The following is a 15279-nucleotide window of genomic DNA, read 5'->3' as shown; positions in this document are numbered from 1 at the left end:
GTATTAAAGAGGAGGTTCCCATGCGGGGAATAAACATAAGCAATGAAAAGAAACGGGACGCCAGGATTGGTTTTGAGGCGTTCCCAAAGAAGCCCTCAGTAAAACTGGTTCTACCCGATGGAAGGGACAGGCGAAATATCAAATTCCTTAAAACTACGGCCAGCGCAGAATCGTTGATAAAAAAATACGGGGATGCTAATACTTTGGGAGAGGCCCTTATCGCCGGGGACCCGGAGGTGGATATGGAACTTGCGGGCAGGATCTTGACCAAAACGTACAAGCTCTATCAAACCGGAGACGGAGAAATCGCCTACAAGGTCGATTTTGTGCAGGTTCTCTACAATCCCGATGGAACGGAGAAAGAACGGCGGGATATGTCAAAGGCCCTGGCAAATGTATCGGTTGATATTCCCCTGCAATGGACGGGGCGGGAAATCTCCAAGGAAGAGGCGGTGCGAAAATTTGTGTTTGCCAAAAACTATCAGCTCAGGCACACTTCAGGCTTAAGCTTTGACTTTTTGTACGACATGGCAAAAACACTGCAGGAACACAAAAGCCTGATGATGATCGGGGCGGGAAAAAAAGGGAGTGACCCCATTATTTTAAGCGCCGGCGGGGAACCCTACCGGGGATTTCTGGAGGGCCGTATTGTTGACGCCGGAAAGGCTGGCCCACAGTATTGCTTGATACTCCATTTGACCAATATGGAATTAAAAACACCGGACTAAACAAGGAGGCTTTGCGATGTCCCTTACTACTGTCAATTCGATTCCAAGAAAGACCGGGGTACTCTTTTTTCTGATTGATACCTCATCGGCCATGGCAGGCTCAAAGATTAACGCAGTTAATGAGGTAATGGAAAGGATAGTCAGCGAGATGGGTGCCCTATGCTCCGCTAATACCGCCCTGGGGATACAGGTTGCCGTGATGGCCTTTTCCGATGAGGCTCGGTGGATTACCGGAAGCGGCCCGGAAGACATTGCCGGTTTTTCCTGGCGCACCCTGGCCGCCGGCGGGAATGCAAACTATGGCGCAGCCCTTAGAGAATTACAGGAGAAGCTTTCCCGGAAAGTTTTTATGCGGGATAGTAAGGGCTATTACCCTCCGGTTATTTTTATGCTCGGCTCAGGCGGTAGTTTCGGGAATTATGAAGACAGTTTTACTGAACTGCAAAAAAACAAATGGTATATAAACGCCGTCAAAGCGGTTATTTCCATGGGAAAACATCCCGCAGAAAGCCTTTTTGAACAATTTGCCGGATGCCCCGACGCAGTGTTTGATGCCCCAGGGCCGGCGGCGTTCCGGGAAGGGCTTCATAACACCATACTTCGGGCTGTGGAAATTGCCGCCGGAAATATTGCCGGTGAGGCAAAGGCAGGTATGCGGCAGGAGGCTCTGAACGGCTTGATCCGGGATTTAGCGGCTGCACCCCTACCATCACCGACCCTCACTGCGCCTTTGTTGCCGCCAGCCCCGGCTGCCGCTCCGTCTTTGCCATCGGCCCCAGCCGCACCTTTGCTGCAGTCGGTTCCGACCGCCGCTGCGCCCATCCCCCCGGTGAAACCGGCGAATGTTCCGGCGGGTTTAGCGGAACAGGTAATTGCCTATAAAACCAGGATCGTCAAAAATTACATAAGCCTCTGCCCCGCGCAGATCGATGAAAGGGTCATTGGGAATCACTTTTATATTACCCGTAAATACGATGGCGAACTATCGGTACTCTTCTGGAACGGGGAACATATCTTCGCCCTCAATTCAGGCGGCAAACCCCGGCCAATGCTCCCCTGTATAGCCGAAGCGGCACAGATGCTCAAGGCGGCAGGGGTACGGGAAGCGGTAATCCCGGCGGAGCTCTACGCCTGCGAGGACTCAGGACGCACCAGGGTATTCGATGTTCTCGCAGCTCTGGCGGAAAGCTCCCGGTACGGAGAACTGCGGCTTGCAGTTTTTGATATCATCAGTTTGACCGATGCGGGGGGAACATCCTTCACATCCCATGGTTATGGGGACACCCACACAAAACTCCGGGAAATTTTCAGCGGCGGCCGCTACTGCGCTCCGGTTTGCTTTACATCCGCCTCTTCAAAAACCGAATTGAAGGAGACCTTTAACACCTGGGTAAACGACGATGGCAGCGAAGGTATCGTGGTCAGAAGCGATTTACCCATGGTGTACAAGATCAAACCCCGGCTTTCTATTGATGCGGCAATAATCGGTTTCTCCGAAGGATCCGGCGAGAGCGCAGGACAGGTGCGGACCCTGCTTTACGCCCTTATGACTGAGGACGGACGGTATCAGGTAATTGGGCGTACCGGCAATGGTCTCAGTGCGGAGCAAAAACACGAACTCTACCCGGTATTATTGGAGCGGGAAATCAAATCGAACTATATCGAAACCGATTCCAACCATGTGGCTTTCCGCCTTATTCGCCCGGGACTGGTAATGGAACTTTCCGTTAATGATGTGTTGTTTGAGAACAGCTCAGGATCGGTAATCAACCCCCTGCTTGAACTGAACAGCAATTTTTGGCGCCGCAGTGGAACTATCCCCGGGTTCAGTTTTGTGTCGCCGGTCTTTGAGCGTTTCCGGGAAGACAAGGGCATAAACCCCCAGGACCTGCGGATATCCCAGGTGTACGATCATATTGCCCCACCCCAGGCACAGTCCCTGTCCGAAGATAACCGTGCCGGCGGCAGTCTGCCCCAATCCGCCATGCTTCGCCGGGAAGTGTACCGGAAAGAATCCGCTGCTAAGGCGGGGGGGAAATTAATGGTACAGAAATTCCTTGTCTGGAAGACTAATAAGGAGGAATACGGCTATCCCGCCTATGTGCTTTCGGTTACGAATTTCAGTTCCGAACGGAATGAAATCCTCACTACGGAAATGCGCATATCAAGTGATGAAAAACAAATCCTGGGGCTCTGTGATGATTTTATCGCGAAGAACGTAAAGAAAGGGTGGGACCCGGTTACCTGACATAGGTACTGCGCGGGAAACTCCGTTGCAAGTTGCGCCACCCTTAATCCTCCTCCGCCTTAAAATTGTACACCAGCTTTAGGCGGCGCCCTAGGGTTCGATATCCGGAACCCCGAAGTTGCCGCTCACGGTTCCTCCGTTCTTCGTAAAAACCGCGCCGTATTGTGATACAAAGATCCCGCTTCCGCCCTTAGCGGGGGCGGTGTTTTCAGTGATGGTCCCTCCATTCATGATGAAGGTGGCGAAGGCCGTTACGTTTACGCCGCCGCCTGTTGCGGACGCCTTATTGCCCCGTATGGTTCCGCCGTCCATGACAAATTTTCCATACCCTTCTATCTGTACTCCTCCGCCTGCATAGGTGCTGCCGTCGGTTCCGTTCCCGGTGATGAGACCGGCGCCGGATAAGGTAAAGGAGCAATGTTGGTCAACATATACCGCCGATCCGGACCCGCCGCTGATGGTTCCCCCGGTCATGTTGAAGGAACTGTGCAGGCTCTGTTTGTCTTCAAAGATAAAGACCCCGGACCCATATTCGGCGGTACAATCGCTGATGCTTCCACCGGTCATGGTAAGGGCCGACTGTTCGAGGTACACGCCGCCGCCGTAGTTTTCATTGTGGGTCTTTGAATTGCCCCTGGTCAGACTAAGCCCCTCAGCAATAGTAACGGTATTGTTTGTTACATTGAGAACCCGGACCTGGTTTTCCCCGTCCAGCACTCCCCCGGAACTGCCGCCCCGGAGAATCAGGGGCGGGTAGTTTCCGGCGCCGCTGATGCTTACCAAACTGTTATTGGAGAGGGGCGCTTCCGCCGCCGCATTGATAGTCCCGGTAATCACCATAAGCGCCTTCCTGTTTCCCGCAAAGGCGCCTTTTTTATGGGCCGACCGTATCTGGTTTAAACCTTCCTTGACCGTTTTCGCCTTCCCCGCAGGCTCACCCTGGGGAACATCCGAATCTGACACAAACCATGTAACAGGACTTACTACAGCAACAGGAGGAAGCTCAGGGTTTTCAGGGGGAAACATGGGATTTTCGGGTGATTCCTGAGACCCGGGGGAACTTGCAACCAAATGGGAATTACAGGCCGACAAAAGAAGCGCACTGACCAGAAAAATAATACCAAAAAACGGAACAACGAAATTCTTAACAAGACAAAGATGCTTCATAACACTTAAAAGATACTGAATTCTTTGGGAAAAGCAAACCTTTTCGGTTGTAACATCATAAGCCTAGCACCGCCTTTTTTGCATAAATATACCGTATACTTGACATAAAACACCCCGATATGCAAAGATCACCCCATGAAAATCGAAGATTTACAGGTAACTGCCCAGCTTGCCCATCTCAATATGGGTGAAAAGGAGCTGGCCGCCGCGTTTCCCGCCTTTGAGCAGATGCTTGGGTTTTTTGCCGCCATGGAAGCGGCGGATAAGGACCCCGCAGCCTTTGCCGATGGTGCTACGGACACAACGGCGGCGCCCCAGATGACCGGTATGACGCGGACCGTCCTGGCGGATCATTTCCGGTCCGATACCCCCCCGAAGGTCGAGACTTTAGTCTCCGAACCCCTGATAAATAATGCGGGCGATAAGGACGGCCGGTTTATCGTAGTTCCCAACGTTCTGTAGGAATCACGTTCCCCGCTATCCCGATTATCCGAAATCCATACCCTACGGAGGAGTACATGGCATCATCATTGCCGGAAGGCTATATACCATATTTCAAGACCTGGGAAGAAAAAATCGGCGCCTTTATCGAGTTTAAGCCCGAAAAGGTGACTGACACCGGCGGGAGCCTCCCAAAAAAGGTGACTGACACCGTTTTTGCGGTAAAAGACAATATCGCCGTAAAAGATTTTTCCATAAGCTGCGGTTCCAAACTCCTGGAAAACATGAAATCCCCCTATACCGCCACGGCGGTGCAAAAGCTGGAAGCCCTTGGGGGGACGGTTATCGGCAAAACCAATATGGACGAATTCGGCATGGGGTCCTCCACGGATAACTCTGCCATCAAGCGGACCAACAACCCCTGGGACCAGAGCCGGGTGTCCGGGGGCTCCTCCGGGGGTTCCGCCGCAGCGGTGGCCGCCGGGCTTGTCCCCTACGCCCTGGGTTCCGACACCGGGGGTTCCATACGCCAGCCCGCCGCCTTTTGCGGGGTGGTGGGGCTTAAACCCACCTACGGCGCGGTATCCCGGTTCGGCCTGGTGGCCTACGCCTCCAGCCTGGAATCCATCGGCATCCTGGCGGATACCACAGAACGGTGCCGGGCGGTTTTTGCCGCCATACGCGGGAAGGACCCACTGGATCAGACATCCCAGGACGCCCCCTCGGGCGCCCCTGCCCTATACGGCGATAGCAACAGTAAAACTATTCCGCGCACTATTGGTGTACTTTCCCCGGAAGCTATCGCCAAAGCCCTCGCTTCGGAGATAGGGGGAAGTAAAGGGGATGAAGAAGCGGCTCTCCAGGCTGCGGCGGAGGCGGCGGTGCTTGAGGACGAGGTTGCCCGGGGTTTCGAGCTTGCCAAGACCAGGCTGAAAGATTTAGGACATACCCTGGTGGACGTGGAACTCCCCAGCCTTAAATACGGGGTTCCCGCCTACTACACCATTGCTACCGCCGAAGCGAGCGCCAACCTGGCCCGGTTCGACAGTATACGCTACGGGCAGCGGCCGGACTGGGCGGAAAACCCCGACGACCTGATCGACAAGGCCCGGGACGCGGGCTTTGGCGCGGAGGTTAAGCTGCGGATACTCCTGGGAACCTTTGTACTGCGATCCGGTTTTCAGGACCGGTACTACCTCCGGGCACAGCGTATCCGTGGGGGCATCAGGCGGAACTTCGAGTCCTACCTGGGCGCTTCGGATTACTCGCTCACCAATCCTGTGGATGCGGCGCATCCAATGGATGCGGCGCATCCTGTGGATGCGATACTCCTTCCGGTGTTCCCCACCAGGGCTTTTGGCCGCGGGCCCGGTAACCTTACCCCCTTCGCTCAAAAGGCGGCGGATCTTTACACCTGCTGCGCCAACTTAGCGGGGCTTCCCGCCCTGGCCTTCCCGGCAAGCGTTGAGGGCGGCCTTCCCGTGGGGGTCCAGCTTATAGGCCGGGCCTTTGCCGAAGGAACCCTTCTGGACATCGTGGAAAGCTACGAAGCCAGCCACCCCTTCCCCCATCCCGCGGGATACCAAAAATTCTGGAGCTAGTTATGAAATATCAATCCTTTATCGGCCTTGAAGTCCATATCCACCTGCTGACTAAAACAAAGGTATTCTGCGGCTGCCGTTCCGCCTTTGGGGATGAACCTAATACTAATGTCTGTCCGGTATGCATGGGCTACCCCGGGGTCCTGCCGGCGCTTAACATAGAGGCCATGCGCATGGGCTGCATGGTCGCTAAATCTCTCAACTGTACCATCCCCGAAAAAACCTGGTTTGAACGGAAACAGTATTTCTACCCCGATATGACCAAGAACTACCAGATTTCCCAGTTCGCCTCCCCCCTGGGACAGAAAGGCTGGGTGGATCTTGAAGGCAAGGGCCGCCAGGGGGCGATCAAGAAACGGGTACGGATCACCGAGTGCCACCTGGAAGAAGATGCGGGGAAGATGATCCACACCGGAACTGCGTCTCTCCTGGACTATAACCGCGCCGGAGTATCCCTCCTGGAGATCGTCACCGAGCCGGACATGGAAACCGGTGAGGAGGCGGAGCTTTTTATCCAGCAGCTGCGCCGCACCGTCCGCTATCTGGGGGTCTGTGACGGCAACATGGAAGAGGGCAGCCTCAGGGCGGACGCCAACGTTTCTATCAACCTTCCCGGCAAGGGCCTGGGGAAAAAGGTGGAGATTAAAAACCTCAACTCCTCCCGCTTCGTACGGCTGGGGCTGGACTACGAAATTGTCCGCCAGGGGGAACTGCTGGATGCGGGAAAGGAAGTGATCCAGGAAACCCGGCTCTGGAACGAGAACCGGGACGAGACCGCCATCATGCGGACCAAGGAAAACGCCAAGGACTACCGCTTCTTCCCCGAACCGGATCTCCCGGTCTTTACCCCGGACGCGGCGTTCCTCAAATCAGTGGAAGAAGCTTTAACCGAACTCCCCCTCAAACGGCAGCGCCGCTTTGAAGCGGACTACGGTCTTACGGAAGAACAGGCGGACCTTATCTGCGAAGAAAAAGCCCAGGCCGATTACTTCGAAGCTGCGGTCAAACAAGCCTGCGGTCAAGGACTGGAAAACAAGGATGCTGCGGGGCGGATCGCCAACTGGCTCCTTACGGACATCAAACACATACTCCACCGGGACGGGATATCGGCTTCGGAATTCGGTTCCTTCAAGCTGACGCCCCAGCGCTTAGCATCACTGCTGGTCCTTATCGCCAAGGGAACTGTCTCAGGCAAAAACGGCAAGCAGACCCTGGAAGCGGTCCTCGCCGAAGACAAGGACCCGGCGGCCATCATCAAGGAACGGGGCTGGGAGCAGATCGTTGACCCCGCAAAGATCGCCGGGATCGTGCAGACCGTATTTGCCGCCGAACAGGCCACGGTGGATGAACTCCGCTCCCTCCTAAGCGGGGGGAACCCCAAACGGACAAACACCCTCAGGGCGTACCTGGTAGGTAAGGCGCTGGCCGCCACCGGGGGACGGGCTGACCCGAAGATAGTCGGAACCCAGGTGGAGCAATTGCTTCAGGCGTAGTTTCTACAGAATACTATTGATAAAGCTGATAACCCCGTCGGTAACTTCCTCCCGGATATCCCGATCATTGTTGATTTCATGCCGGTGTCCGGGGTAGAGTTTTGTCGCAACCCGCCTGTGGCCCGTATTGGCGAGCCAGTTGGTAACCGCATACACCCCTTCACCGTAGTTTCCCACCGGATCCAGATCCCCGGCGATATTATAAATGGGAAGATCCTTGGGGACCTTAGCCGCCCACTGGGGGCCGGTAATAGCCTCTACCAATGCCACCAGATCGTAGTTTGCCTGATTGGTAGGCGGATATTTGGAGAAATTATTACTGAAGGGATCGTTGACCTGGTCGGCAACGATATCGGGATCTGCGGAGACCCAGTCACTGGGGGTTTTTGCATCTTCATACCGGTCGGTCCAACCCGCGAACATTACGCCCAAATACCGTGGGTCCCGTTCGCTGCCCTTCCCGGCGTCGATCAGGGCCTTTAGTTCCTTTTGTACGGATTCAAAGGCATCCAAAACACCGCAGGTACCGCAGAGAACCAAGCCGCTGAGCAGCTTACCGTATTGGGCCGCAAAACTCCGGGCGATCATGGAACCCCAGCTGTGTCCAAATACTATATAGGGCAGTCCGGGATAATCTTTAATAACCAGGTCATGAAGGCTTTTCTCGTCCTCCGTGGTGGTGATATACCCCTTGTCGCCGTAATCCCCCAGGGTATCGGAATCGATGGCGGTTTTGCCGTGCCCCACATGATCGTCGGCGCAGACCACAAACCCCGCTTCGTTCAGCTTGAGAATAAAATGCAGATACCGCCGGGAATGTTCCCCAAGACCGTGGACCACCTGTACAATGCCTTTCGGCTTCCGAATCGACGTATATACCCACCCTTTAACCGTATCTCTCCCGTTATAAGACGGAAAACTCACTTCCTTCAACGACATACCGTGCCTCCTTAATTTCTTCCTTATTATAAACGCCATTTTTAACGCGGTCAAGAAAAAGGGGGATTAAATCTTCCCCGATAATCTGATATACTTAAACAATTGTTTCTGAGAGCAATGGGAGGAATTGTGCGTATACTCGCGAAGGACATATTGGAAGGCAAGTTTACCGAAGAAGCGGAAGTTTCCGGCTGGGTCCACCGTATCCGGGAATTGGGGGGTATCACCTTTGTGATACTCCGGGACCGTTCCGGTGTATTACAACTTGTATTACAAGATACCGAAAAACCCAATTTGACCCTGGAATCGGTGATCCGGGCGCGGGGTATCCCTGCGCTGAACGAAAAGGCCCCGGGCGGAACGGAACTGCGGGTGACATCCCTGGAAATCATCAGCCGGGCCGCACCTGATCTGCCCTACCAGGTGAACGGGGATGTTGCTAAAACCGGGCTGGAATCGATACTTGATAACCGCACACTATCCCTGCGGAATCCGAAGATCCGCTCTATTTTTAAAGTCCAGGCCACCATCATCGAAGCCTTTGCAGCATACCTGCGGGGTCAGGATTTTACGGAAATAAAAACCAGCAAGCTTGTGGCGGGAGGCACCGAGGGGGGTACCGAGCTTTTCGAGGTAGAATACTTTGACCGGAAGGTTTGCCTGGCCCAATCCCCCCAGTACTATAAGGAAACCATGGTTGCCAGCGGCCTGGAGCGGGTCTTCGAAATTGCCCCGGCATACCGGGCGGAAAAACACGACACCCCCCGGCACCTTAACGAATATGTTTCCCTGGATGTGGAGATGGGGTTCATCGAATCGGAAAAAGATTTGATAGAACTTGAAAAGGGAGTCCTGGCCCATGTTTTTGAGGAAGTGATCCGCAAAAACAGTAATGATGTGGCCGCCTGGAACTCTACGGTCCCCGACCCTGCCCTGGTTTCCAAAGCTCCCACGGTTCCCTACGATGAGGCTATGAAAATCGCCACTTCCGAGGCTGCGAAAAGCAAGGGGGGCAGCGGAAAAATCTTCGACATCAACCCCGAGGCTGAGCGCTTCCTCTGTGCCTGGGCCGGCCGGGAACACGGTATAGAGCTTATCTTTGTAAACCAGTTCCCCCGCCGGCACCGGCCCTTCTACACCTACCCCCTGGATCTGGGGGACGGTAAGGCAAGCTCCACCATGAGCTTCGACTGCCTGTTCCGCGGCCTGGAGATTACCACCGGCGGGAAGCGCCAGCATGACTACAACGCCTTCCTGGAGGTGCTCCCCCGTTTTGGTCTAAAACCGGAAGATATGGAGAATTATATAACGCTTTTAAAATACGGCTGTCCCCCCCACGGCGGCTTCGCCATAGGCTGCGAACGGCTCACCCAGAAGATACTGGGACTGGCAAACGTAAAGGAAGCAAGTCTGTTCCCCAGGGACCGGAAACGGGTTTTGCCGTAGCTCAGAAACTCTGTCCAATTTTGGCGCCCCCCTCCTGTGCCAAATCTCATGGTGTTTTTCTTGCAATCCCGAATTTTCTCTGCTAGGATCAATTCAGACGAAAATATTATGGAGGTTGTAATGAAACAGGCTGTTCAAAAAGTTGGACGCTCACTAAGCGCTATGGTCATGCCGAATCTGGGAGCATTTATCGCATGGGGGCTCATCACCGCCCTCTTTATCCCTACGGGCTGGATTCCCAATGAAAAACTGGGGGCGATGGTAGGACCGATGCTTTCGTATTTATTACCCCTCCTGATAGGGTATACCGGCGGAAAGCTGACAGGCGGCGGTGTCAGGGGCGGTGTGGTTGGTTCCATTGCAACTATCGGCGTCATCATGGGAGCCAGCATTCCCATGTTTCTGGGCGCCATGATTGCCGGTCCCCTGGGTGGTTATTGTATTAAAAAATTTGACGAAGCTATTGACGGCCACGTTCCCGCAGGTTTTGAAATGCTCGTTAATAATTTTTCTGCGGGAATTATCGGCGCTATTCTCTCGATCATCTGTTATCTCGGTATCGGACCTGTTGCAGAAGGAATTACCAATGCCTTGGGCGCCGGTGTCGGCTGGCTGGTGGGTCACAATCTTTTACCCTTTGCCTCAGTCCTTGTTGAACCCGCAAAGATTCTCTTCCTCAATAACGCGATAAACCACGGGGTCTTTACACCCCTGGGCGCCCAGCAGGCAGAAGCCATGGGCAGATCTATTTATTACATGATCGAGTCAAACCCCGGTCCCGGTCTGGGACTTCTATTGGCCTACAGTCTCGTAGGAAAGGGCAGCGCCAAAAGCAGCGCTCCCGGAGCGGTAATAATTCATTTCTTTGGGGGTATTCACGAGATCTACTTCCCCTATGTGCTGATGAATCCCGTACTTATCCTCGCCATGATTGGCGGCGGCTTCTCCGGGGTACTTACCTTAAGTATTTTCAAGGGCGGCCTGATTGCGCCGGCTTCTCCCGGATCAATTTTTGCGGAACTGATGATGACCCCAAAAGGAGCATATATCCCCAATATTCTGGGTATCCTGGTGGGCGGCGCCGTATCGTTTGTACTCTCCATGGCACTGCTTAAGGTTTTCGGAAAGGATGAAGCGGATCTTGAAGCGACACAGGCGAAGGTCAAGGCGAGTAAGGCTGAATCAAAGGGCGTCGGTGTTGACGAAGTAAAAACTTCCTGGGAAAATACGAATACTTCCCCTGTAAAGGTCAAAAAAATAGTCTTTGCCTGTGACGCAGGTATGGGTTCAAGCGCCATGGGTGCAACAAAACTGCGCAAGAAAATACTGGCTGCGGGGTTTACCGAAATTACCGTGGTACATTCCCCGGTAAGTGAAGTCCCGGCGGATGCGGATATTATTGTCTGTCATAAAGAATTAGGCGGACGGGCCCATGACGCTAACCCAAGGGCGCGCCTTGTAACGATTACGGATTTCCTCGGCGCTCCTGAGTACGAGGAACTTATTGCCAGCTTGAAAAAATAAGGAAGGGAATAGTATGCAGCAATTCACCCACACCATAAGCGATCCCAATGGGATTCACGCGCGGCCCGCAGGTCTTCTTGCCCAGCAGATGCAGGCTTTTAAAAGCACTATCACCATTAAAAAGGATGAACAGAGCGCCAGCGCAAAACAGCTTATCGGCATCATGAAGATGCGGCTCAAATGCGGGCAGACCTTTACGCTGACCGCCGAAGGTGAGGATGAGACTGCGGCAATAGACGCGGCAAAAGCTTTTCTGGCGTCCAATTTATAAAATGGTATTGGCAGGGATTTCGGCACGGCTTGCACGGCTCTTGGAAATATTGAGTGATACGAAAGAGCCGGTAAAGATTGACGCCCTGGCGGCAATGCTGGAAACAAGCCGCCGTACGATTTTTCGGGAATTGGAAACCGCAGGCTCCGTTCTGAATTCTTTTCAGGCGGAGCTTGTTTCCATCCCCGGAAGGGGTATTGCATTTTCGGGCGGGGAAGACGCACGGGAAAGCATTCATACCGCACTTGCCGGCTACGGTCTCCAGCCGGATTCAAAACGGGAACGTCTCCTGCTGCTGGTTATCGAAATTCTTGCCAACTCGGGAGAAATACAGAAACTTTTTTATTATGCCGAACGGCTCAAGGTTAGTGAATCAACCATCAGCAATGATCTTAATGAGCTGGAACCCTGGTTTAAGCGGCACGGCATAGGGCTTACCAGGAAAAGCGGTCTTGGGGTAATGCCCGAAGGGACCGAGGAAGCAATACGGGCCGCCCTGGTAAGCCGCATTGTCACCGACGGCGATACGAGAGCTAAATCCTATACCGCAGCGTTTGCCTTTCCCGGCAATGAAATCGAACAGGGGATACGGGAGATTCTGAAGCGCCGCAGAGATACACTTGAATGGATGACCGCCGAATCCTATGCCATGATTACCGTCTATCTGATGGTGATGGTAAAACGTTTTTGCGCAGGAAAATTGCTGAGCTGTGAAAACAAAAGCCAGGGTGATTATCAGATAAAACTTGCGTTTACATTGGTAAATGACATTTCCAAATATTTTTTGATAAACTGCGGAAATGCAGAAATACAGGGACTGGCCTCCCGGATACAGGCCTGCCGGGCCAAACAGGAAAGCCCGGTAGAAACAGGTTCCGTTGAACAGCGGGAACTAATCCGGACACTGACTTTAAAAATGATAGATAGCTTTGATCCGTCCAAAGCTGCGGTTCTTAAAACAAATGAGAAACTGGTGCAGCTCCTGGGCAGACATTTAGGATCGGCCTTAACGAGATTACAGGAAGGTTTGGATGACCCCAACCCACTTCAGGAAGAATTGATACACAATTACCCTGAGGTCTTTCAAAAAACCTGTGCCGCCGTTAAGGTCCTGGAAGAATACCTTGGATTTAAAGTTCCGGTGAATGAAGTCACCTATATCGAGATACATTTTCTCTCCGCCCTTTCCTCTCTTGGAGAGAAAAATATCAGGAAACGGATACTCCGGGCAGGGGTTGTATGTGTCGCCGGCATAGGGATGTCCTATATGGTAGCTGCGCAGATACGCAAACGTTTTGTCGGACAACTGGAACTTGATGTCTGCGGCTGGGATGACAAGGAATCCTGGGAAAAGGCCGATTTTATTATTTCAACAATTCCCCTGGAAGATACCGGAAAGCCGTTAGTTTTAATCCAGCCCATCCTTCAGGAAGAAAACTATCAGCAGATTCAAAATACAATCAATGCAAATGCCTTTGTTGATCGGGGAATGGTTACTCAAAGGGCAAATCAATCCCTTGGCGAACAGATTATAGTACTTGAAGATATCTTCAGGCAGACCCGAAAGCTGCTTGACGGGTTCAGGGTTGAGAAAATAAATGATGACTGCAGTTTCGGAGAACTTTCTCGTTTTGCCGCCGCCCATTTTGCTCCCGAAGGCTGGGAATCTGTTTACAACGGTTTTATGGAACGGGAAAATATTTCCACCCAGGTAATTCCCGATCTGCAGATTGTATTACTCCATACCCGCAGCCCTGCGGTGACGATGCCGGTGTTTGCGGTGATTGAACCGAATGGAAAAAAATTCAAATCCGATTATTTTAAAAACGCAAAAAGCTGTGTCGTCATGCTCCTGCCCGAAAAGACGCCTGCAGAAATAACTGAATTGATGGGCGGCATATCAAGCGCCCTTATTGATGTCCCGGCTTTTCTCGATGCGATCCGGGAAGGTAATGAAAAGGTAATTAGGGCGTTATTGGAAGCGGAAATTTCCGACACCCTTACCCAATACAGTAAAGAAAAACTGAAAAAATAGGAGTTTGCCATGGAAATGCTTAAAAAGGAAAACCTTTTGATGAATCTGCCAAAGGCGGATCGGGAAGACGTTATACGCCGCTGCGGAAGGATGCTGGTGGATTCAGGATACGCCACTGAACACTATATCGAAGGGATGATCAAACGGGATAATTCTTTTACCACCTGCATCGGCAACCATATTGCCCTGCCCCACGGAGAAGAAGCCTACAAGGTCGATATTATTTCCACCGGTATTGTGGCGCTTGCCTTTCCCGAGGGCATAGACTGGCAGGGAACGCCAGTGTACCTCGTAATCGGTATTGCCGCCAAGGGGGACGAACACCTTGATATCATGGGGAATGTGGTGGATAAGCTTGAAACCGGCGATGACGTCAAGAAGCTTGTCAGGGAAGGTACGGTTGATGATATGTATAAAATGCTCTGCGGAGAGCCGTCATGATCATTACGGTAAGCGTAAATCCTGCGCTGGACAAGACCGCCAGGGTAGATGTAATGCGGCCCAACAGCCTGAACCGCCTTGAGGATGTACGTCTTGACGCCGGGGGCAAGGGGGTAAATGTGTCCGCCATGATTCAGGCCCTGGGGGGTAACAGCATGGCTGCCGGTTTTGCAGGTGGCGGCGCCGGGGATGAACTCCTGGCGCGGATTGCAGGACAGGGACTGGCCCATGATTTTGTGCGGATCGCATCGGTGACCCGTACCAATCTTAAGCTTGTTGATAAAGGAGGCTCCTTAACCGAATTAAACGAACCGGGGCCGGAAATAACAGCAGAAGAATATGAGACTCTGGAAAAAAAATTACTTGGTTTTGGAACCAGAGGAAATTTTTTTGTTCTTTCCGGGAGTCTCCCCAGGGGTTTACAAAAGGACACCTATAAGAAACTTTGCGCCCTACTGCGGAAAAACGGAGCGGCGGTATTTTTGGATGCCGATGGCGAAGCGTTGGAAAAAGCCCTTACATCGATCAGGACGGAAGTTCCGAATTTTATTAAACCAAACCGCTTTGAACTCCTAAAGTTATTCAACATGGAGGACAGGGAGGCTTCCGAAACGGTTTTAATTCAGCTCTGCAAACAATTACTTGAACGGGGGGTCAGCCTGGTATGCCTATCCATGGGACCGGAGGGGGCGCTCTTTATCAGTCCTCAAGGTACATGGAAGAGCCCTGCGCTTCCGGTGAAGGTACAATCAAGTGTCGGCGCCGGAGACAGTATGGTAGGCGCCCTGGTATATGGTTTTGAGAAAGGCCTCGGCGCCGAAGCGTGTTTCGCCCTGGCCATGGCCGCCTCTGCGGGCGCCTGTACAACCGAAGGTACCAGGCCACCCGCACGGGATCTGGTAAATGAACTTTTAAAGCAAGTCGAACTGCAAAAAATTAATTAAA

At 52.9% G+C, this 15279-nt stretch carries 13 protein-coding genes; 11 read left to right on the top strand and 2 right to left on the bottom strand.

The window, feature by feature from the left end:
* The first annotated feature begins 20 nt into the window (after window positions 1-20).
* Entirely contained in the window at window positions 21-728 is a 708-nt protein-coding gene (locus TPRIMZ1_RS0108045; protein WP_010257541.1) for a hypothetical protein, read from the top strand.
* Between the two features lie 16 nt (window positions 729-744).
* Complete coding sequence (locus TPRIMZ1_RS19720; RefSeq protein ID WP_010257537.1) at window positions 745-2976, top strand: VWA domain-containing protein; 2232 nt, start codon at window positions 745-747, stop codon at window positions 2974-2976.
* A gap of 90 nt (window positions 2977-3066) precedes the next feature.
* Here TPRIMZ1_RS19720 and TPRIMZ1_RS0108035 read toward each other — a convergent pair whose 3' ends face one another.
* Window positions 3067-4002, bottom strand: a complete 936-nt coding sequence (locus TPRIMZ1_RS0108035; RefSeq protein WP_198429919.1) for a hypothetical protein — start codon at window positions 4000-4002, stop codon at window positions 3067-3069.
* Window positions 4003-4278: 276 nt separating this feature from the next.
* Here TPRIMZ1_RS0108035 and TPRIMZ1_RS0108030 point away from each other — a divergent pair, with 276 nt between their 5' ends.
* Genes TPRIMZ1_RS0108030 through gatB form a run of 3 tightly spaced genes read left to right on the top strand, consistent with a single transcriptional unit; the run spans window position 4279 to window position 7678 of the window.
* Window positions 4279-4605 (top strand): Asp-tRNA(Asn)/Glu-tRNA(Gln) amidotransferase subunit GatC, encoded by a 327-nt coding sequence (locus tag TPRIMZ1_RS0108030; protein WP_010257530.1) that lies wholly within the window; start codon window positions 4279-4281, stop codon window positions 4603-4605.
* 56 nt (window positions 4606-4661) lie between these two features.
* Complete coding sequence (locus TPRIMZ1_RS0108025) at window positions 4662-6185, top strand: amidase family protein (RefSeq protein ID WP_010257527.1); 1524 nt, start codon at window positions 4662-4664, stop codon at window positions 6183-6185.
* 2 nt (window positions 6186-6187) lie between these two features.
* On the top strand, window positions 6188-7678 hold the full coding sequence (gatB, locus tag TPRIMZ1_RS0108020; protein WP_010257523.1) for an Asp-tRNA(Asn)/Glu-tRNA(Gln) amidotransferase subunit GatB: 1491 nt from the start codon (window positions 6188-6190) through the stop codon (window positions 7676-7678).
* 3 nt (window positions 7679-7681) lie between these two features.
* Here the strand turns inward: gatB and TPRIMZ1_RS0108015 are convergent, their stop codons facing one another.
* Window positions 7682-8617 (bottom strand): alpha/beta hydrolase, encoded by a 936-nt coding sequence (locus TPRIMZ1_RS0108015; RefSeq protein ID WP_010257520.1) that lies wholly within the window; start codon window positions 8615-8617, stop codon window positions 7682-7684.
* A gap of 129 nt (window positions 8618-8746) precedes the next feature.
* Here TPRIMZ1_RS0108015 and aspS point away from each other — a divergent pair, with 129 nt between their 5' ends.
* The 6 genes from aspS to pfkB all read left to right on the top strand — a co-directional run bounded on the left by aspS (window position 8747) and on the right by pfkB (window position 15278).
* Window positions 8747-10063, top strand: a complete 1317-nt coding sequence (aspS, locus tag TPRIMZ1_RS0108010; protein ID WP_010257517.1) for an aspartate--tRNA(Asn) ligase — start codon at window positions 8747-8749, stop codon at window positions 10061-10063.
* Window positions 10064-10183: 120 nt separating this feature from the next.
* Entirely contained in the window at window positions 10184-11587 is a 1404-nt protein-coding gene (locus TPRIMZ1_RS0108005; protein ID WP_010257515.1) for a PTS mannitol transporter subunit IICB, read from the top strand.
* A gap of 13 nt (window positions 11588-11600) precedes the next feature.
* Window positions 11601-11858 (top strand): HPr family phosphocarrier protein, encoded by a 258-nt coding sequence (locus TPRIMZ1_RS0108000; RefSeq protein WP_010257514.1) that lies wholly within the window; start codon window positions 11601-11603, stop codon window positions 11856-11858.
* A 1-nt stretch (window position 11859) separates the two neighbouring features.
* The gene (locus tag TPRIMZ1_RS0107995) at window positions 11860-13893 is read left to right on the top strand and encodes a BglG family transcription antiterminator (protein ID WP_010257513.1); all 2034 of its coding nucleotides are present in this window, start codon (window positions 11860-11862) and stop codon (window positions 13891-13893) included.
* A 9-nt stretch (window positions 13894-13902) separates the two neighbouring features.
* A complete protein-coding gene (locus tag TPRIMZ1_RS0107990; RefSeq protein ID WP_010257512.1) occupies window positions 13903-14334 on the top strand; it encodes a PTS sugar transporter subunit IIA in 432 nt (143 codons plus the stop codon).
* A complete protein-coding gene (gene pfkB, locus TPRIMZ1_RS0107985) occupies window positions 14331-15278 on the top strand; it encodes a 1-phosphofructokinase (protein ID WP_010257511.1) in 948 nt (315 codons plus the stop codon). Before TPRIMZ1_RS0107990 ends, pfkB begins: the two co-directional genes overlap by 4 nt.
* Window position 15279: the final 1 nt, after the last annotated feature.

The organism is Treponema primitia ZAS-1 (assembly GCF_000297095.1).
GTDB lineage: Bacteria > Spirochaetota > Spirochaetia > Treponematales > Breznakiellaceae > Termitinema > Termitinema primitia_A.
The sequence above is the reverse complement of the archived record's forward strand: the minus strand, read 5'-3'. Positions and strand labels throughout refer to the sequence as shown.